Origin of the sequence: Taibaiella koreensis (assembly GCF_003545715.1) — a bacterium.
Classification (GTDB): Bacteria; Bacteroidota; Bacteroidia; order Chitinophagales; family Chitinophagaceae; genus Taibaiella; species Taibaiella koreensis.
Map to the genome: position 1 here is coordinate 23,240 of NZ_QVNU01000008.1, position 18,242 is coordinate 41,481.

17 protein-coding genes are annotated in these 18,242 nt (G+C 52.1%); 4 read left to right on the top strand and 13 right to left on the bottom strand.

The window, feature by feature from the left end; genetic code table 11:
• Positions 1 to 53 precede the first annotated feature (53 nt).
• From DZK30_RS22245 to DZK30_RS22275, 8 genes are all read right to left on the bottom strand, one after another.
• Positions 54 to 767, bottom strand: a complete 714-nt coding sequence (locus DZK30_RS22245) for a 2OG-Fe(II) oxygenase (RefSeq protein WP_118976397.1) — start codon at positions 765 to 767, stop codon at positions 54 to 56.
• A gap of 161 nt (positions 768 to 928) precedes the next feature.
• Positions 929 to 1,783, bottom strand: coding sequence for a methylated-DNA--[protein]-cysteine S-methyltransferase (locus tag DZK30_RS22250; protein ID WP_118976398.1), 855 nt, complete (start codon positions 1,781 to 1,783; stop codon positions 929 to 931).
• Positions 1,784 to 2,005: 222 nt separating this feature from the next.
• The gene (locus DZK30_RS22255) at positions 2,006 to 2,632 is read right to left on the bottom strand and encodes a Pr6Pr family membrane protein (protein ID WP_118976399.1); all 627 of its coding nucleotides are present in this window, start codon (positions 2,630 to 2,632) and stop codon (positions 2,006 to 2,008) included.
• Between the two features lie 203 nt (positions 2,633 to 2,835).
• Positions 2,836 to 2,988: a hypothetical protein gene (locus DZK30_RS26070; protein WP_162903340.1), complete on the bottom strand. Its 153-nt coding sequence runs from the start codon at positions 2,986 to 2,988 to the stop codon at positions 2,836 to 2,838.
• A 47-nt stretch (positions 2,989 to 3,035) separates the two neighbouring features.
• On the bottom strand, positions 3,036 to 3,509 hold the full coding sequence (locus DZK30_RS22260; RefSeq protein ID WP_118976400.1) for a group II truncated hemoglobin: 474 nt from the start codon (positions 3,507 to 3,509) through the stop codon (positions 3,036 to 3,038).
• A gap of 140 nt (positions 3,510 to 3,649) precedes the next feature.
• On the bottom strand, positions 3,650 to 4,954 hold the full coding sequence (gene rfbH / locus DZK30_RS22265; RefSeq protein ID WP_118976401.1) for a lipopolysaccharide biosynthesis protein RfbH: 1,305 nt from the start codon (positions 4,952 to 4,954) through the stop codon (positions 3,650 to 3,652).
• A gap of 115 nt (positions 4,955 to 5,069) precedes the next feature.
• Complete coding sequence (locus DZK30_RS22270) at positions 5,070 to 5,333, bottom strand: YdeI/OmpD-associated family protein (protein WP_118976402.1); 264 nt, start codon at positions 5,331 to 5,333, stop codon at positions 5,070 to 5,072.
• 45 nt (positions 5,334 to 5,378) lie between these two features.
• A complete protein-coding gene (locus tag DZK30_RS22275; RefSeq protein ID WP_118976403.1) occupies positions 5,379 to 7,169 on the bottom strand; it encodes a MutS-related protein in 1,791 nt (596 codons plus the stop codon).
• 116 nt (positions 7,170 to 7,285) lie between these two features.
• Between DZK30_RS22275 and DZK30_RS22280 the strand changes: the two genes are divergently transcribed.
• Positions 7,286 to 7,504 (top strand): hypothetical protein, encoded by a 219-nt coding sequence (locus tag DZK30_RS22280; RefSeq protein WP_118976404.1) that lies wholly within the window; start codon positions 7,286 to 7,288, stop codon positions 7,502 to 7,504.
• 310 nt (positions 7,505 to 7,814) lie between these two features.
• Complete coding sequence (locus DZK30_RS22285) at positions 7,815 to 9,005, top strand: DUF2252 domain-containing protein (protein ID WP_162903341.1); 1,191 nt, start codon at positions 7,815 to 7,817, stop codon at positions 9,003 to 9,005.
• Positions 9,006 to 9,081: 76 nt separating this feature from the next.
• Here the strand turns inward: DZK30_RS22285 and DZK30_RS22290 are convergent, their stop codons facing one another.
• From DZK30_RS22290 to mrdA, 4 genes are all read right to left on the bottom strand, one after another.
• Complete coding sequence (locus tag DZK30_RS22290) at positions 9,082 to 9,621, bottom strand: hypothetical protein (RefSeq protein WP_118976406.1); 540 nt, start codon at positions 9,619 to 9,621, stop codon at positions 9,082 to 9,084.
• 144 nt (positions 9,622 to 9,765) lie between these two features.
• Entirely contained in the window at positions 9,766 to 11,634 is a 1,869-nt protein-coding gene (locus DZK30_RS22295; protein ID WP_118976407.1) for an Nramp family divalent metal transporter, read from the bottom strand.
• A 157-nt stretch (positions 11,635 to 11,791) separates the two neighbouring features.
• Entirely contained in the window at positions 11,792 to 13,102 is a 1,311-nt protein-coding gene (rodA, locus tag DZK30_RS22300) for a rod shape-determining protein RodA (RefSeq protein ID WP_118976408.1), read from the bottom strand.
• Positions 13,103 to 13,129: 27 nt separating this feature from the next.
• Positions 13,130 to 15,202, bottom strand: coding sequence for a penicillin-binding protein 2 (gene mrdA / locus DZK30_RS22305; protein WP_162903342.1), 2,073 nt, complete (start codon positions 15,200 to 15,202; stop codon positions 13,130 to 13,132).
• 125 nt (positions 15,203 to 15,327) lie between these two features.
• Here mrdA and DZK30_RS22310 point away from each other — a divergent pair, with 125 nt between their 5' ends.
• Positions 15,328 to 16,383 carry a sensor histidine kinase gene (locus tag DZK30_RS22310; protein WP_118976410.1) on the top strand — a complete coding sequence of 352 codons (1,056 nt, stop codon included), beginning with the start codon at positions 15,328 to 15,330 and terminating at the stop codon, positions 16,381 to 16,383.
• Between the two features lie 6 nt (positions 16,384 to 16,389).
• Here DZK30_RS22310 and DZK30_RS22315 read toward each other — a convergent pair whose 3' ends face one another.
• Entirely contained in the window at positions 16,390 to 16,695 is a 306-nt protein-coding gene (locus DZK30_RS22315; protein ID WP_118976411.1) for a hypothetical protein, read from the bottom strand.
• Positions 16,696 to 16,817: 122 nt separating this feature from the next.
• On the opposite strand from DZK30_RS22315, the gene DZK30_RS22320 reads away from it, so the two are divergent.
• Positions 16,818 to 18,218 (top strand): nucleoside recognition domain-containing protein, encoded by a 1,401-nt coding sequence (locus DZK30_RS22320; protein ID WP_118976412.1) that lies wholly within the window; start codon positions 16,818 to 16,820, stop codon positions 18,216 to 18,218.
• Positions 18,219 to 18,242: the final 24 nt, after the last annotated feature.

Genomic DNA, 18,242 nt, shown 5'->3' on the forward strand with positions numbered 1-18,242 from the left:
CTACTTAATACCTAATACCTAATACGTAATATCTAACATCTAATATCTAACCCCTACGTCCCCGCATCATGAAAAATAATGCCCAGCGTATGCCTTTGACCGGTATGCACTGCACTTATGCCATGCTTCATGTGCGCCCGGTAATAACCCCGCGCACCTTTTACCGGGCGGAAGCTGGTGGTAAACAGGAGCGCATCGCCCTGGCCGGGTTGTAATACGATCGCTTTCGACTGCGCGCGTGGTACCTGTTCGGTAAGCACAAATTCGCCACCGGTATAATCTTTACCCGGTTCGTCGAGGAACAGCACCATTTGTATAGGGAAAAAGACATCCCCGTAAAGATCCTGGTGCAGGGTATTATGTCCACCGGCGCCATATTTGAGAATAAGCACGGCAGGTAAGGACTGTCCCTGCTCGTTGCAGCGGTGTTGCAGCGATATCAGGTCATCAGGAAAGCGGGTAGCCGTATCCAAGGCATCCATCCAGGCATTGGCCACCGGCGCCAGCTGCGGATATACCTTTTCCCGGATGGCCTGTATCAATGGCGGCAGGGGATAACGAAAATATTTGTATTCCCCCAGGCCAAAACGGTACCGTTCCATCACGATGGTCTTCCGATACTGACCGGCATTATCATAGTCTGTAATTAGTTGCCGGCAGGTTTCCCTGTCGAGCAGACCAGGAAGCAAGGCATAACCGTTACCGTGCATACCTTCGGCTACTGCCTGCCAATCGGTCTGGTCAAGCCTTTGCATAATATTTTCCATAAGATTTATTGATTGATAAAGCGATCCCTGGGCCCCGTCAAAGAGATAAAGAAGAACACAAAATTGGACAAGCTCAGCTACCGAAGGTTAAGCGGTCCCTGAGCTCCGTCGAAGGGACAAGGGAGAACGTAACTGGGCTTTTGACAGCCTGTCCATAGAGACTACTCGGCCGTTTCGCCATAGGTCTTTGCCCCTTCCCAACCCAGGATAGCCGCTTTCCGGGTATTGCCCCAATGATAGCCGCCTATATTGCCCGAAGCCCGGAGTACCCTGTGGCAGGGTATCAGGAAGGCAACCGGGTTCTGCCCTATGGCCGTGCCTACCGCTCTCGATGCCGCAGGCCGGTCGATGGCCGCTGCAATCTGTCCATAGCTCGAAGCCTGCCCCATAGGGATCTTCAGCAGGGTCTCCCATACCTTCAGCTGGAAAGCCGTGCCTTTAAGGTGCAGGCGTATCTCGTGCAGGCGGCTCCAGTCCTGTGTAAATATGTAAAGCGCCTGCTGCTGGTGCAGGTCAGTCATCTGCCGGTACGCAGCTTGCGGGAATTGCTGCTTCAGCTCTTCCAAGCCAACCATCTCGTTCTCCGTGAAAGCCATGTAGCAAATACCTTTAGCCGTAGAGGCCACGATCATATTGCCAAAGGGACTTTCGGCAAAGGAGTAATTGATGGTTAAAGCGGCGCCGCCGTTCTTATACTCGCCGGGTGTCATGCCCTCGATCTGTACAAAGAGATCGTGCAGACGGCCAGGACCCGACAGGCCGGTTTCAAATGCCGTATCGGCCAGGCTGCTTTGTGGTTCTTTGATGATCGACTTGGCATAATCGAGGCTAAGGAATTGCTGGAACTTTTTGGGGCTTACGCCAGCCCATTCCCGGAACATTCTCTGGAAATGAAAGGCGCTCATATGTACTTGTCCGGCAATCTCGTCCAGGTCAGGCTGTTCCCTGAAGTGGTCAGAGATGTATTGGATGGCTTCCGCGATGCGGTCGTAATTGATTATTTCCTGCGTGCTCATAGTCATTGCATTTTTATAACACAAAAGTACCACCTGTAGTAAGCGGCAACAACCCGATACTTGCGGTTTACCAGTTCCCGGCAGTCAGGAGCGAAGTTTAAGCTCCATGCTTCGGCATCCTCCGGCCGGACAACGCACAGTAGCGTCGTTAGGCCACTAGTCAATACAGCCTTTTGAGGAAAAAATGGCAAAAGAACAAAGAAAAGAAAAACAGGCCTGTTATCAGGTTAGCGGCTTTTTCTTCCAGGCTTTGGCCAGCGCCACAAAGAGCAGGGAGCACAAGATGAAGGCGATCGTTACCCAAAGACAGTTCAACACTGCGCTCGCATAGCCCAGCTTGTCTATATCAAGAAAAGGATAAGGATAAAAATGCATGAGGCTGCCCCTGACCAGGGTATAGCCGAGGTAGATCAGGGGAAACAGGAGCCAGGCGGGAATATGCTTCCATTGCAACTGCTCCTTGCTCGTAAAGAGCAACCAGTAAACCAGGAAGAGCAGGGGAGCGACGCTGTGCAGTAGCTCGTCGGCCAGCCGGGCCATACCCTTAGGCGCCCATTGAAAGCGCAGTACGGCATTATACACCAGGCCTACGATCACGATGTAGATGACAATTGCCGTTTGCGTGCCGGGCTTCAGGAAAAATCCTCTCCGGCCTAGGGCAGATGCCGTGAGACACAGGGCAACCAGGATATTGGAAAGGATCGTGAAATAGCTGAAATAATTGACGATCGCCGTCGCAGCGGGTATTTCCGGGTTTTCCGGTATCAAGGCAAATTGCAGGACCAGCGCAAACCAGACGATGCCGGCGCCGATGATCGCGTATAAACGTTGCTGTGGGGTAGTAGTCATAGTCGTAATGTTCAGGGATCGATCTTAAAGAAACTATCAACGGTATTGAAGCCGCCTTGCCGTTCATTAAGGTATAGTGACTATCCGGATATAGGAAACGGGATACAATTCGCTTCTAAATAACGGTTGCTGAGCTTGTCGAGGCATCATCTTTGTCCTTTCGACAAGCTCAAGGACCGGCTTTGTTTCCTATATCCGGATACTCAGATAAAGTATTTTCCCCGCAACGTCGCCCGAATGGCCCGGAGCGATTTTTTACAGGCCGGCTGCGGTTCAGAAAAAGGTACCAGGGAATCGAAACCATTACAGGCCGCCAATGCCAATGCCAGGCAAAGCCAATACGACTTGCTTTTCATGGGATATAGATTAGAGAGATCAGCCAAGAATGGGGTCACGTTTGCCTCTATCCCGGCTGGTAAGGCCCGCCAGGTACGCCCCATCCCCATTCCGGCATAGGCTCCTCTGCATTTAAGGCCAGGTCGTCGAGATTGGAGTTCAACATCGCAATACGGGTACCCCATTCAATATAGGCAACAAAGGCAGAACGGAATTCGGGATCATCGGGCAATTGCAGCTCATCGGCAGTCTCCATCAGCAGTGCTACCCAGCGTTGACGATGCTGTTCGGTAAGGTGCCGGGACAAATGCCTTTGGATCATTTTAAAATGGCTTCCACCGGTCGCACTGTATTCTTTGGGACCGCCAAAGACTTCTGCGATGAAATGCGCGACATGTAGTTGGTGCTCGGGCGACATATGCCGGAATACAGGCTCGAGCAGAGGGTCCTGAAGCACCTTGGCATAAAAACGGTCGGTTAGCCGCTCGAATACAGGCATGCCGCCGGCCCATTCGTATAAACTGGGGGTAGTTTTTTCCATTTTGGGGTTAGGTTTTCATTGCTAAGTTAATTGTTTCCCCCAACAACTATCCCTAAAGGATATACAAAAAGCAGCCGGCCGGTATTACCCGGCCGGCTGCCGATACAACCTTTTTTTATTACGCGCCTGTCAGCACATGACTATTGTTTCAGATAACGGTCGATTACCGACACGATATAATCGTAGTGCGCTTCTTTCAGGCCCGGCCATACCCCCAGCCAGAAGCCGTCGTTCATGATCTTATCGGTATTGGTCAGACTGCCTGCGAGTCGTTTTTTAATATCCAGGTATGCCGGCTGACGGATCAGGTTGCCGGCGAAGAGCAGCCTTGTCCCCACCTTGTTGTCTTCCAGGAAGCGGACCAGCGCGTTGCGGTTTACCGGGCTGCCTTCCCTTATCGTCAGCATAAAGCCAAACCAGCTGGGATCGCTTTCCGGTGTGGGCTCCGGCAAGATAAAGTGTTCCTCAAAAGGTTTCAGCTTCTGGTACAGCATCTGGTAATTTTCCCGGCGGCGCGCCACGAAGGCATCTGCTTTGCGCAGCTGGCTCAGGCCTATGGCCGCTTGCATATCGGTTACCTTCAGGTTGAAGCCAATATGGGAATAAGTGTATTTGTGATCGTAGCCGCAGGGCAGCTCGCCCAGGCATTGATCAAACCGTTTACCGCAGGTATTGTCTTTCCCTGGCTCGCACCAGCAATCCCGGCCCCAGTCGCGAAAGCTTTCCGCTATTTTTTTCAAAGAGGCATTATTGATCAGCACGGCGCCGCCTTCGCCCATGGTAATGTGATGTGCGGGGTAAAAAGATACAGTAGCCAGGTCGCCGAAGCTGCCGGTCTTCTGTTCCCGGTAGGTAGCACCCAGCGAGTCGCAATCATCCTCGATCACCCACAGGTTATATTTGCGGGCTATCGCCATCACAACATCCAGGTTAAAAGGATTGCCCAGGGTATGCGCCAGCATGATGGCTTTTGTCCTGGGAGAAATAGCGGCTTCTATATGTTCGGCTTTGATATTATAAGTCGGGATATCTACATCGACAAATACCGGGATACAGCCAAATTGCACCATAGGATTGACCGTGGTGGGAAAGCCGGCAGCCACAGTGATCACTTCGTCGCCGGGACGCAAGGCCCTTTCGCCCAGCTTGGGAGAAGTAAGCGCATAAAAAGCGACGAGATTGGCCGATGAGCCGGAATTGACCAGCAGGGAAAAACGGCTGCCGAAGTATTGGGCAAATTTCCGTTCAAACTGTACGGCGTAGCGACCTGTAGTGAGCCATCCGTCGAGCGTAGCGTCCACGCCGTATAAAATATCCTCTTCGTCGAGCACCTTGCCGGTCACCGGGATATAATCTTCACCCGGGATCATACTACGCTGCACATTGCGGGCGGCGATGCGCTGCAATAAGGGTTTCAGATCCTCATCTATATTTTTAAAATCCATCTTGGGAACAATACATTTCCTCCGCTAAAAAGGGTAGCAAAGAAAAGAAATATTGAACGATTGGGAAAATTTATTGCCGTGAAAGCGCAGGTTGATCATGGAGCGAAATCGTAGTTTAGCGCTTACGGCTCGTAACAGGATCCCATTTCATCTTCATATAGACATTGCCCTGCCGCAGTTCTTCCAGCATCTGGCTCAGGCGCTTTTCCTTCGTGGCAGCTAGCCTGGCCCTGGCGATCCAGCCCAGGTAGTCGTTTTGCTGGTAAGCCGGCCGTGCTTTGTAGGTTTCCATCAGGCCGGCCGTCTCCAGAGCCTGGCGTATCGTTGCGGGCATCGGCTGCACCGGCCGTTTTAAGCCCGCTGCTTCTTTAGGATCCATACACAAATATTCACTTTTTATACATAACAACCAAATTGCCGGCTGCTATGCAATAATGTCCATTTTATGCATCAGGAAAGTAGCGCTTTTATTTTTACAGATGCCCTCGCGCAGCTTATAGTCGAAGACCAACTCGTCGTTAATGATCTCCACTTCAAAACATTTGTTGCACAGCACGCCGGGATACTCCGCCGTAGTAAGGCACACTTCCAGGTCATGGGTGGCAATGGCGCCAATGGCTTTTTTCGAGATCATCTTCCTGATCACACCTATCGTACCACTGCGTTTGTCGTCGGAATTAGTGCCCCGCAGTATCTCATCCAGCAACACAAAACATACGCCCTGCTCCAGCCGGTCCATGATCGCCTTGAGCCGTTTTACCTCGGCAAAGAAATACGATTCGCTGTCGGCCAGGGAATCGCTTTGCCGCATCGATACCAGAACCGGCAAAGGCTGTATATCGGCGACACGGGCGCATACCGGTCCGCCCATGCCCGCCAGTACCATATTAACGCCAAGCGTACGCAGGAAAGTGCTCTTGCCCGACATATTGGAGCCGGTAAGGATCACAAAGCGATGCTGATCAAAGGCTATGTCATTATATATGCGCCGTTCGGCCCCGATGAGCGGATGTCCCAGGTCGCGGAAAACGATACGCTGCTCCTGGTTAAGCGCGGGAAAACAAAAAGAAGGATTGTTGTAGTGGAGATTGGCCAGGCTGTTCAGCAGTTCGACTTCCCCGATCACCTGCAACCATTGCGGTATCAGTGCCTCGTGGCGGCCTTTCCAGCGGCTGAGCCTTTGCAGCAGGTGCACATGATACAGGTACAGGCCATTGGTAATGACAGCGGAAAAGGGATTCAGTACAGCCTCCATGCCTTTATAGATCCTTGCCAGCTGCTGCAACTGCGTGCTGGCTTTAATGCCCTGGCCCTGCAGCCCTTGCTGCAAGCTTTTCAGGTAAGGGCTTTGCCAGTTAGCTGTTTCGATCTGTTCGAAAATAGCCGCATAGGCGCTTAAGGTCTCATTTACCTGTTCGGTGCCGGCAATCGCTTGTTTAATTCTTTTAAAACTTAAAGCAAACAAGAGCAGGTTGACCGGGAACAGTCGCAGCGCAATATCCCAGTAAAGCGGCGTGCGGAACAGGGCATACAGCAACAGGATGCCGATCAGTGCCGCCGGGAAGATATATGCCAGTGCCAGCATCAGTCTGCCAACCGCTGGTTCGGGCTTTTCCGACCAGCGCAGCAGGTTATCGTATCGTTCCCTGCTGTCCTGCGCCATACGACCCGAGGCATAGCTTTCCTGGCGCCAGTTCAGCGAAAGCCCCAGCTCCACGACGGCCTGCTGTTTTTCCCTGATGGCCGCTTCCGGCAGCATTTCGTTTAAGCCCGAAGCCAGGCGATCCTGGCCCATTTGTGTAGCCGTACGGTTAAGGTGTTGGTACAGGGAACGCGGGCCAAACAGATCGAGGTCTGCGCTATAAGCATGTGTTTCGTCCCGGTAGGCTTGTCCGTTGGCAAAGGGCATGGCGCCTTCCGCCAGATAGGCCAGCTCCTCTTTATTGATCTGCAGCAGCGTGGCCAGTCTTATCTTCTGCTGTCCCATGGTCCGGTGCCGCTTCACCAGGTAGACAAAAAGACCCAGCGCCAGCAGGCCGGGAACCAGCCAGAGCACCTGGTCGCGTGTAAAATACGTATAGAAGCACCATAGTACGAGCAGCGCGTCCAGCAGCCGTAAGAGCCCCAGACTGCGATGCCGGCGGCTCATATGTTCGTACTCACTTTGGTATTGCTCCTTTAACCGGGCGTAGACTTCCCTGGGCTCCTGGCTCATGTTTTATCTTATTATCAGCGGGCAAAGGTGAGCAATTTAAAGCGAAATACCGGTTTGAAAGATAAGACGCAGCAACAATTGGCAAGCTCCGTTTGTTAATCGCAAAAAGGAGCGCTATGAATACCGACCAGATCAAACGGCATCTTTCCGACAAAGGCACGGCCATCAACGACCACCAGGCACAGCAGATCATGGCGGTGATATGCAAGTTTAAGGAAGTGATGAAACAATGCCAGCCCGACAAAGAATGGACTTTTGACGTGGAGCAGGTGGGCACCGATTCTTTTACCTTCGAGTATTCCTACCGGGTCACAGAGCTCATTACACCGGAGTAATTCAGCATGACGACATAAACTCTGCCCGCTGTGGCACGGCGATGCGGAGCAATGTTTTTGTCACGAAGGCACAAAGACACCAAGTATTTGTTGTACTTAGCCATTTTGTATGCTTAGCACCCTTACGCTCTTTGCGTATCGCTTAGCGTCCTTTGCGGTTTCTTCTCTTTTGCTCGCGGTGGTGCGGATTCGCAGCAAGCATTATATATACTCAATTCTTGCCAACCAGGGAAAACAAAACAACCTTTTTTGCACCTGGCTTCGTATCTTTCGGGGAGATATTCCTTATTTTCTCCAAACGGCTTCGACCATGGCCTCTGTATTCAAACGCATCCGGCAGTTCAACAGCGACCGCCTACCGGAATTTGTACGCCTGAAATACCAGGCGATGATGGAAAGCCCTTTCCGCTTTTTCCGTGGTACCTGTCATCTCTTCTACGAAGATCTTGTACGCGCCATTGATTGGAAAGATAAAACCCATACCTGGATATGCGGCGATCTGCACCTTGAAAATTTCGGCAGCTATAAAGGCAGCAACAACGTGGTCTATTTCGACCTCAACGATTTTGATGAAGCCTTGAAAGCACCGGCCAGCTGGGAGCTCGTCCGCTTCCTTACCAGTATCCACGTAGGCGCCGGAAGCGCCGGCTATACCGCTGGAAAAGCGGAAATGCTGGCCCGGTATGCCATGGATGTCTATCTCGATACCCTGCAAAAAGGCAAAGCCGTCATTATTGAAAAAGAAACCGCGACCGGCTTGCTGCAGCAATTTCTGACCCAGGTGCAGCAACGTAAAGAACCCGATTTTATCAAAAGCAAAGTGAAGAACGATGGTATCCTTATTGATCAGAAGAAGACCTACGCCATATCCGACAAGCGGAAAAAAGTTGTCGCCGCAGCGGTAGAAGATTGGTTTGAGGCGAACCTGCCTGACAAGAAGGCGAAGGTACAGGATGTGGCATTCCGCATTGCCGGTACCGGCAGCCTTGGGGTCCAGCGGTATATACTATTGGTAAAAGCGGGTGGCAAACAGCACCTGCTGGACCTTAAACAGGTGGAACGCTCTTCGCTGCAGCCCTATACACCTGCAGCGCAACCGTCCTGGCCTACACAGGCGGCACGCGTGATCACCTTGCAGGACCGGATACAACAGGTAACGCCGAAAATGCTGCACGAGCTGCGCTTTGACAAGACCGACTTTGTACTGAAGGCATTACAACCCACACAGGATCGTATGGACCTCAGCCAGTGTAAAGGCCGGCTAGCCGAGTTGGAATCCCTCATCGGTACTATGGCGCGGCTTACCGCCTCGGGCCAGTTGAGGAGCAGCGGCAGGCAAAGTTCTTCCATTGCCGATGAACTGATCGCCTTTGCGGGCAATCGTAAGAAGTGGTCAGCTCAGGTACTGGCTTACGCGCAAGCCTATGCCGGACAGGTACAATCTGACTTCGACACCTATGTAAGCGATTGTAAGCGCTACCTGGATCAAGAGAAGCGTTAAGAAGATGTGTGGTCGGTAGCTGCCCTTGAGCATCCAAACTTTCCCAATAGAGCAGCGGCACGGCAGGCCGGCAATACTAAGGCCGGTATAGCCTGTGCTGCAATTGCCAGTAATAAGCGCTTGATATATACATTTCCTTCAGCAATTTGTGCTCTTCGTCGTATAACCTTGCCAGGACGATCTGCTGTGCCTCATCTTTAAATTCAAGGTTTCCGTCCTGCGCATCCAGGCGGGCGAATTGCGTTTTTAACAGGGTTTCTTTCTTAACCGATAATTCCATGGTTGCCTCACCTTCAGATTCTGGTTCTCCCAAAAGGCCCCCGCCGAGACCAAAGGTCGATACGCTTTTCAGGTATCCCTTCTCATAGTTAAACAGCTGATAGGCGATGCCGCAATGGTAGGGGACCACTTTTCCGCTGCTATCGGTCCTGAAGCGCAAAACCTGTCCATGGCCGTTCTCCAGCTCCGTTTCGCCGTTCCCGGCAGGAAGCACTTTAAGCCCGGCAGTATCCCATTGCTGTATGCGTGCGACGCTGCTTAGCGCGGTTGCCGGTACTTGCGCTTTTAGGGCAAAGCCAATCAGCGTCGCCAGGATGGTTAAGTAGCGCGTTTTCATAATAGGGCTGTTTCTTTAAAAATGATCAACTGAGTGTCGGCATATAGGAAACATTGAGTAATGGTACCTTCTGCTACGACTGCTGAGCCTGTCGAAGCACCACGACATCGTTGCCCTTTACCTTAGAACCGCCGGCTTCGCTATTTATTGCGCTACCAATACCGGTATCTTCACCAGGTGCCGTACCTTATTTACCGTTTCCCCGAAAATAAAATCCTTCAATCCCCGGTGCCCGTGGCTGCCCAGGATCAGCAGGTTGGCATGCTGCTCGGTGCAGATGCGGGCGATCTCCCGGGTCCGCCGCTTGTGCCCCAATACATAATCCGATTCGTAGCCGGCCTCCCTGATCACTTTCTGGTAAGCCTCCATGCGTGCCTTATCCCGGCGGGTCTCGAAATCTTCCGCTTCCCCGCCCATCATCGTGCTGGATGCGCTTTCCGTGATATGGATCAGGACGAACCGGCTATCGGGCTCTGCCATTTTGAGCGCATAACGGATCACCTGGTTATCGACGAGAGAATAATCCAGGGCCAAGGCAATCGTTTTGAAATCCGGCACGGGCATAGGCGTCAGGGGTTTGGTTTGGGTATGCACATCCATAGCGTGCTTACGGCGGCGCAGCACCAGCGGATAGATAAGCGTAAGGGCCAGCAAGGCCATCATACCGATGTAACCGGCTACGATCAGTACATCTACCCATACGCTGTTGCTATCGCTGATCCAGGAGCGCACTTCGTCGTAGACCAGCTTGAAATTAAGCACCGCTATCACCGCTGCTACTATCCAGGAAGCCACGCGGGTACCCAGGTTAATGGCAAATTTACCCATTCTCCGCCGGTCGCTCACAAAGTGAATGAGCGGGATCACGGCAAAGGCCAACTGCATGCTTAGCAGCACCTGGCTAAAAATAAGCAGCTGTCCCACCTTTTCTTCACCGCTGATGAGGATAACCAGGATAGCCGGTACAATGGCCAGCAAGCGGGTGATCAGCCGCCGCAGGGTAGGGCTGATGCGTAGCCGCAGGTAGCCTTCCATCACAATCTGGCCAGCCAGCGTGCCCGTAACGGTACTGCTTTGTCCTGCGGCGATCAGGGCTATGGCAAACAGGCGTGGCGCCCATTCGGAGCCCAGCATAGGCGCCAGCAGCTCGTGCGCGTCCTTCAGTTCGGCCACATCGGTGCGGCCGCCCTTGTGAAAGACTGCAGCTGCCAGGATCAGGATCGCGGCATTGACAAACAGGGCCAGGTTAAGCGCAATGGTGCTGTCCCAGAAGTTGTATTTAATAGCCTTTCTCAGCGATTCTTCATCTCTTTTGATCTTGCGCGTCTGCACCAATGCCGAATGGAGGTAGAGATTGTGTGGCATTACCGTAGCGCCGATGATACCGATAGCGATATACAAAGCCGCCTGGTTGGGAATCCTGGGCACAAAGCCGCTGGCAATACCTTTAATATCGGGTTGCGCATAGATCATCTCCACCAGGAAGCACATCCCGATAATAGCGATCATACTGATGATGAACATCTCCATCTTACGCATACCCAGCCGTTGCAGCCATAGCAGCAGAAAAGTGTCCAGCAGGCTGATGAGCACGCCCCAGATAAGGTCAAGGCCAAAGAGCAATTGCAGGCCTATGGCCATCCCCAGCACTTCGGCCAGGTCGCAGGCAGCGATGGCCACCTCGGCGAGCAGGTAAAGGATGAAGTTCATACCCCGCGGATAGGTCTCACGGTTACATTGCGCGAGATCCTTACCCCATACAATGCCTAGCCTGGCGCTCAGGCTTTGCAGCAATAGCGCCATGAGATTGCTCATGAGCAGGACCCATATAAGGGTATAACCAAATTGGCTTCCCCCTGCAATATCGGTAGCCCAGTTGCCCGGATCCATATACCCTACACTGATGAGGTAGGCGGGACCAAAAAAAGAAAGCAGCTTACGCCATTTGGAGCGGTGTTGCGACACCTCGACGCTTCCATGTACGTCCTGTAGTGATTTATGTTGTTGACTCAAAAAGTATTACTTTTAGGCAAATCTAAAAATAATTTTTGAATGAACAAATATAATAGGATAAAAGGAATTGATACGGTAGCTGTAGAGACGTAGCATGCTACGTCTCTACAGCTACCGTGGATGTACCATGCTACGTCTCTACAGCTACCGGTATTACTTAACGGATGAGCACCTGGCGGTCGGCATCAAGCCGCAGCAAAATGAACAGCAGGATGCTGAACGAGAGCAGCGAAGTACCACCATAGCTTAGCATGGGCAGGGTAATACCGATCACCGGCGCCAGCCCCATGGTCATGCTGAGATTAATGGCCAGGTGAAAGAAAAGAATGGATGCCACACAATAGGCATAGACCCTGCTGAACATAGAGCGTTGCCGCTCGGCTATGAAAACGATCCGCAGCAGCAGGGTCATGTACAACAGCACCAGCAAAGTGCTACCGGCAAATCCGAACTGCTCCCCGATACCGCAAAATACAAAGTCGGTATTCTGTTCCGGTACAAAAGAATATTTGGTCTGGGTGCCGTTGCCGAAGCCTTTGCCCAGAAGGCCGCCACTGCCGATGGCAATCTTGGACTGGCGTACGTTATAGTCCGCATCCTTTTTGGGTACCACGCCCGGCTTTTGGTACTCCTGCGGTACATCCTGCCCCAACATGGAATAAATACGCTCGGTCTGGTATCCCTGGAATACATTTTTAAATACATAAGGCACCACTACCTGGCTAAAGAGCACCGCAATAAGCCAGGCGCCCACGATCACGACGATGAGGATACGGTTACGCTTCAGCTGGCGGCGCAGCAACCAGGTAATCAGAATGGGTATTGCAGTAATGATAATAAAAAAGGGCAGGCGCTCTATGAGCAAGGTTCCTACCAGCAGGCCGGCTACCGAAAATCCAATCAGCAAAATAGCATTGGGAAGCCCCTCACGGTACATAGCCAGGAAGAATGAAAAGTAGACCAGGGCCAGTCCGGTCTCATTCTGCTTGATGATGATAGCGCAGGGCAGCAACACGATCGCCGAAGCAATAAGCCGGTCCTTCAGTGTTTTAAAATTTGTTTCGGGCGTCGACAGGAAACGGGCAAGCGCCAGCGCCGTGAAGATCTTACAAAGCTCACCTGGCTGAAAGCTGAAAGAACCGAATTTAATAAAGCTGTGTGAACCTTTCACTTCCGATCCCAGAGCAAAAGTGGCCAGCAGCAACAATATACCGGTGAGGTACGAGAGGTAAGCCACCGCCAGAAAGAATTTGCTGTCGGTAAGTATGATGATCAATCCCACTACCAGCGAGACACAAAGCCAGGTGAGCTGCTTCATATGGCTCTTGCTCATATTGAAGAAGGGATCGGAAAAATTGGTGTATTCTACGGAATATACGGCGGCAATACCGATGGCCACCAAGGCCAGGTAAAGGTAAATTACCGGCCAGTCAATGCGGGCAGTCAGGGGTTTACGGCCTAAGCTCATGTTGTTCGTGTCGTTTAGAGAGTGTTGCTAGTTTTGGAAGCGGATGGTGCCGTTATTGGTTTTTACTTCGCTTCCGGTGTTCAGCTGGTAATATTCTTTCATGATCTGCCGTACCAGCATGGTATCACGCTGCTTCTTCACGCTGTCCTGGGTACGTCTGTCAGCCGTGCGCAGCATATCCCGCAGCAGGTCTTTTTGCCTTTGGAGCGAATCGATCACGCGAATGTAGCTTTTAACTGTATTGGCTTTATACATCTTCTCCTGGAGCGCAATCCGCGAAGCGCCGGATATGGAATCCTTCAGGTATTTTTCCATCATCAGGCTGGCTATAGGTCCTGCCCAGGTGGCGCCATAACCGGAATTTTGTACCACCACGGCGATGGCGATCTTGGGATCGTTCTTGGGGGCGAAGCATACAAACACCGAATGATTGTCCAGCTTGGTCTTTTGCCCGTTGAGGATCCAGTAGTTTTCCACCGTACCGGTTTTACCACATACTTCCACGCCGGGTAATATGGCAACACGTCCCGTACCGCGGTTGACCACATCTTCCATACCCATGATCACCGATTCGAAGGCGCTGTCGGAAATATGAGTGGGGGTATGCTTCACCAGGTAATCTTTTAACGTGGGGTCCTGGGCGTTGCCGCCAACGCTCTTTACGAAATGCGGTATATAATAATAGCCGCGGTTGGCGATGAGGCACATGGCATTGGCCATCTGCAGCGGCGTCATATCGACCTCGCCCTGGCCCATCCCCACGAATACCATGGTACAGGAATTCCAGCTGCCATGATATTTCTGGTTGAAATAAGAAGAATCGGGAATGCCGCCGGGCTTTTCCCCGGGGATATCGATACCCAGGGGATGTCCCAGGCCAAAGGCAGAAAGATAGTCATGCCAGCGCTGGAGGCCTTCGTGTGTACCGCCGGCCCACTTTTTTGCATCGACCGTTTTACGGAACACATCGCAAAAATAGGAGTTGCAGGAATTGGCCATTGCCAGACGCAGATTGGCTGCGTGTCCACCGCCCGAGTGGGTACAGCCGATCCGGCGGCCACAGGCATAATAACCGCCGCCGCAGGGATAGCCGAATGCCGGCGTGATCACGCCTACGTCCAGGCCAATAAGGGCCGTGAGCGGCTTAAAGGTTGAGCCAGGAGGATACTGGGCCAGGATCGCCCGGTTAAACAATGGTCTTGTATAGCTACGGGAAAGCTCGGTATAACCTTTGGCAAAAGTAGCGCCGGACAGCAGGTTGGGATCGTAGGAGGGGGCGGATACCAGGGCGAGAATACCACCGGTTTTGGGATCGATAGCGATAGCGCTGCCGATCTTGCCTGCCATCAGCTTTTCCCCATAAGCTTGCAAGTCGGCATCCAGGTACAGCTCCAGGCTGCGACCCGCTATCGAAGGGGTATCCATGCTGCCGTTCTTATACGAGTCCCTGGGACGGTTCAACACGTCGCGTACCATATACGCTACACCGCGCTGACCGCGAAGTACTTCTTCATAACGGCTCTCCAGGCCGCTCTGGCCTACATAGTCGCCCTGGCGATAGGAGGCATAGCGGGAATTGCCAAGCATGCCTTCACTTACCTCGTTCAGGTAGCCGAAAATGTGCGCGCCAATGCCCAGGGGGTACGTACGGGTAGAACGCTCCAGCAACTCGAAACCTTCGAATAAATAGAGATTCTCCTGCAGCCGCGCGTTCTTTTCCTGCGACAGCCCCGCCTCATAAATGCTTTGCCGCTGATAACCATTGCGCGTAATCAGCTTCTTCATGGTTTTCAGGAACGTAGCCTGATCGATACCCATCACGGTACAGAACTGCGCCGTATCGAGATCTTTGATCTTGTTGGGAATACAAGCCAGGTCGTAGGCCACGTTATTGATGAGCAGCGCCTTGCCTTTACGATCGATAATAGCGCCGCGGGCAGGGTAAACCACCTTACGGAAGATCGCCTGGCCTTCTGCCATCACTTTATATTTATCATCCAGGATCTGAAGTGTAAACAGGCGGGCTATGAGGATTACAGCCAATACAACAAACACTCCACGGATGATCCAGGGACGGGGATTCTGACTGAAAGCGGACATGGAAGAGAATGAAAAATGAAATATACACAAAGATAATGCCACAAACATTTTGAACGCAAAAATTTAATCTCAACTTTTTAAAATAATCCTAATTTCCAGCTACTTTTGCCCCAAACCGGAATGCTTTGCCTGTCATACAATCCAAAAACACTTCTCCCGCCATTCTCTCGTTCTTTACGGCGCTGATACTGGCTGCTATTATTACTGTTTTTACCCTCTTTTTAAGACAACCCTGGTACATCGATCTCAGCGCTTTTGCCCTTACGTTTACCGTGGCTTATACGATCTATTTTTACACGCTCCAGTACTTTATTTACCGCAAGATAAAACTGATCTATAAATTCATTTACCAGACCAAAGCCACCAAGCGCGAGGAGTTTTTTTATCAGAATATTCTACCGCAAAAATCCATCGATGAAGTACGGAAAGACGTGGAACGCTGGGCCATCGAAAAAAGAGATGAAATCGAAATGCTGCAGAAGAACGAGCTGTTCCGGAAAGAGTTCCTGATGAACCTGGCTCATGAGCTGCGCACACCCATATTTACGGTGCAGGGCTATGTGCATACCCTGCTGAACGGTGCGATAGACGATGCCTCGGTGAACCGAAAATTCCTCAGCAACGCTACCAAAGGTATTCAGCGCCTCGTACAACTGGCCGACGATCTCGACCAGATCAGCAAGCTGGAATCGGGTAAGATACCGATCGTGCAGGAATCGTTCGTGATCCAGGAGCTCGTGAAAGATGTGTATGAGGAAATGATGCTGAAGGCACGGGACCGTAATATCGACATGCATATCAAGAAGGGAACAGAGGCCGCCATTACCGTGTATGCCGATAAGCAGAAGGTAAAGCAGGTGATCGTGAACCTGGTGGAAAATGCCCTGAAATATGGCAACGACGGCGGCACCATCACCACCGGCGTTTACCAGATGGACGGCGGACGCATCTATATAGAGGTATCCGACGATGGACCGGGTATTGCCGAGCACCATCTTTCCCGCATTTTCGAACGCTTTTACCGCGCCGACCGCAGCCGCAGCCGCGAGATAGGCGGTACCGGCCTGGGCCTGGCCATTGTCAAGCACATTATAGAAGCCCATGGGCAAACCGTAACCGTACGCAGCAAAGTAGGTGTAGGTTCCTCCTTTGGCTTTACCCTGGACAAAGGCAAATCATAAGCTACTTTATTCCCGGGCGTAGACAAATGCTTCCTGTGCCAGGTCTGGCCAACGATCCCTGTGGCGGTAGCTGAGTTGCACCCATTCCTTCATAGCGCGGCCCTTACCGGACGGATCGAACAGAACGGCTTCTTCCAGCGCCATAGCCACACGATGCGCTTCGACCGGCAGTTTGAACACCATACTTTTCCCAAAAAAACAAATAAAGGCTTTTCCTCCGGTCTCGAAGCAAGGTTTGCCAAATAGCTGACTTTCTATGGCGTCGGCGAAGCTACGGCCGGTGTGCAGGAACAAAGACAATTCCGGTTCCATATGATCTCGTTTGCGGCAATGGCAAACGCCCCGGTCCATCGTTATACCGGCAATGGAACAAGGGATCCCGGAAAACATAAAGATTTGATTAAATTCGCCGCGGTATATCCCGCAATTATCTTATGGCATTAAGTAGAATCTGGAGCGCATTCATCGTCCTGGCCGTCCTGGCGGCATCGGCGCAACTGTTCTTTTCACCGGACCACCAGCAGATCTACAGCAAAATGGTGACGGGGAAGGCTGGGGATACCACCATGACGCAGGTATACGACAGCCTCCATGTACCTGCCGGTATACGGCAGCAACTCGATGCGCATAAAGAGTTCAAACAGGGGGAAGACCGTATACGGCAGCTGGACAACGGGAACTATATTACTTATAAAGAACAGGTGGCCGACGGCATCCTCGCTACCTGCAAATCGGCAGTTGAAATCTGCATCGGCCTTATCGGCATTATGGCCCTGTTTATGGGTTTTATGCGCATCGCTGAAAATGCCGGCGGCATCAGGCTCTTATCCCGCATCATAGGTCCCTTCTTCTCGCGGCTTTTCCCCGGTATTCCCAAGGGCCACCCGGCGATGGGTCATATGATGCTCAACTTTTCGGCCAACCTGCTGGGCCTGGATAATGCCGCCACACCTTTTGGCATCAAGGCGATGGAAAGCCTGCAAGAGCTCAATCCCGACAAGAATAAGGCTACCGACGCCCAGATCATGTTCCTCTGCCTGCATGCGGCCGGTCTTACCCTGATACCGGTTTCTATTATAGCGATGAGGGCCAGGCTGAATGCTGCGAATCCTACGGATATCTTTCTGCCTTGTATGATCGCGACTTTCGTCGCCACCCTGGCGGCCATGACCATAGTCGCCCTCCGCCAGAAGATCAACCTCTTTCAACCGGTGATCCTGGGCTGGATCGGTGGCATATCGGCAGCTATCGCGGCATTGATCTGGTACCTCAGCCGTCTCGACAGAACGCGGATGGAAAGCTTCTCCGCCTTGCTCAGCAACGGGCTCATTCTGCTGATCTTCCTGCTGATCGTATTCGGGGCGTTATATAAAAAGATCAATGTATTCGATGCTTTTGTCGAAGGCGCCAAAGGCGGCTTTGATATTTCCATAAAGATTATTCCCTACCTGGTGGGCATGCTGGTGGCCATCAGCATGCTGCGGACCAGCGGTGTATTCGATCTGGTCACCAGCGGACTGAAATATGTGTTCACTGCACTGCACCTGAACATCAATATCGTGGATGCCTTGCCCACTGCGCTGATTAAGCCGTTGAGCGGTAGCGGCGCGAGGGGTATGATGGTGGACACGATGAAAGTGTTTGGCGCCGATTCTTTCGCCGGGCGGCTGAGCTGCGTGTTCCAGGGCAGCTCAGATACCACCTTCTATGTGATCGCGGTCTATTTTGGCGCTGTAAACGTAAAAAATACCCGCTATGCCATTGGCTCTATGTTGCTGGCCGACCTGACAGGCATCGTTACCGCTATCCTGATCTGCAGCTACTGGCCCTGGTAAAACGGGTGCGCTACCGGTTGCCTT

Excerpts from the sequence above, each read along its gene's own strand:
- DZK30_RS22245 (WP_118976397.1), bottom strand. The coding sequence starts at position 767 with ATGGAAAATATTATGCAAAGGCTTGACCAGACCGATTGGCAGGCAGTA.
- DZK30_RS22250 (WP_118976398.1), bottom strand. The coding sequence starts at position 1,783 with ATGAGCACGCAGGAAATAATCAATTACGACCGCATCGCGGAAGCCATC.
- DZK30_RS22255 (WP_118976399.1), bottom strand. The coding sequence starts at position 2,632 with ATGACTACTACCCCACAGCAACGTTTATACGCGATCATCGGCGCCGGC.
- DZK30_RS26070 (WP_162903340.1), bottom strand. The coding sequence starts at position 2,988 with ATGAAAAGCAAGTCGTATTGGCTTTGCCTGGCATTGGCATTGGCGGCC.
- DZK30_RS22260 (WP_118976400.1), bottom strand. The coding sequence starts at position 3,509 with ATGGAAAAAACTACCCCCAGTTTATACGAATGGGCCGGCGGCATGCCT.
- rfbH (WP_118976401.1), bottom strand. The coding sequence starts at position 4,954 with ATGGATTTTAAAAATATAGATGAGGATCTGAAACCCTTATTGCAGCGC.
- DZK30_RS22270 (WP_118976402.1), bottom strand. The coding sequence starts at position 5,333 with ATGGATCCTAAAGAAGCAGCGGGCTTAAAACGGCCGGTGCAGCCGATG.
- DZK30_RS22275 (WP_118976403.1), bottom strand. The coding sequence starts at position 7,169 with ATGAGCCAGGAGCCCAGGGAAGTCTACGCCCGGTTAAAGGAGCAATAC.
- DZK30_RS22280 (WP_118976404.1), top strand. The coding sequence starts at position 7,286 with ATGAATACCGACCAGATCAAACGGCATCTTTCCGACAAAGGCACGGCC.
- DZK30_RS22285 (WP_162903341.1), top strand. The coding sequence starts at position 7,815 with ATGGCCTCTGTATTCAAACGCATCCGGCAGTTCAACAGCGACCGCCTA.
- DZK30_RS22290 (WP_118976406.1), bottom strand. The coding sequence starts at position 9,621 with ATGAAAACGCGCTACTTAACCATCCTGGCGACGCTGATTGGCTTTGCC.
- rodA (WP_118976408.1), bottom strand. The coding sequence starts at position 13,102 with ATGAGCTTAGGCCGTAAACCCCTGACTGCCCGCATTGACTGGCCGGTA.
- mrdA (WP_162903342.1), bottom strand. The coding sequence starts at position 15,202 with ATGTCCGCTTTCAGTCAGAATCCCCGTCCCTGGATCATCCGTGGAGTG.
- DZK30_RS22315 (WP_118976411.1), bottom strand. The coding sequence starts at position 16,695 with ATGGAACCGGAATTGTCTTTGTTCCTGCACACCGGCCGTAGCTTCGCC.
- DZK30_RS22320 (WP_118976412.1), top strand. The coding sequence starts at position 16,818 with ATGGCATTAAGTAGAATCTGGAGCGCATTCATCGTCCTGGCCGTCCTG.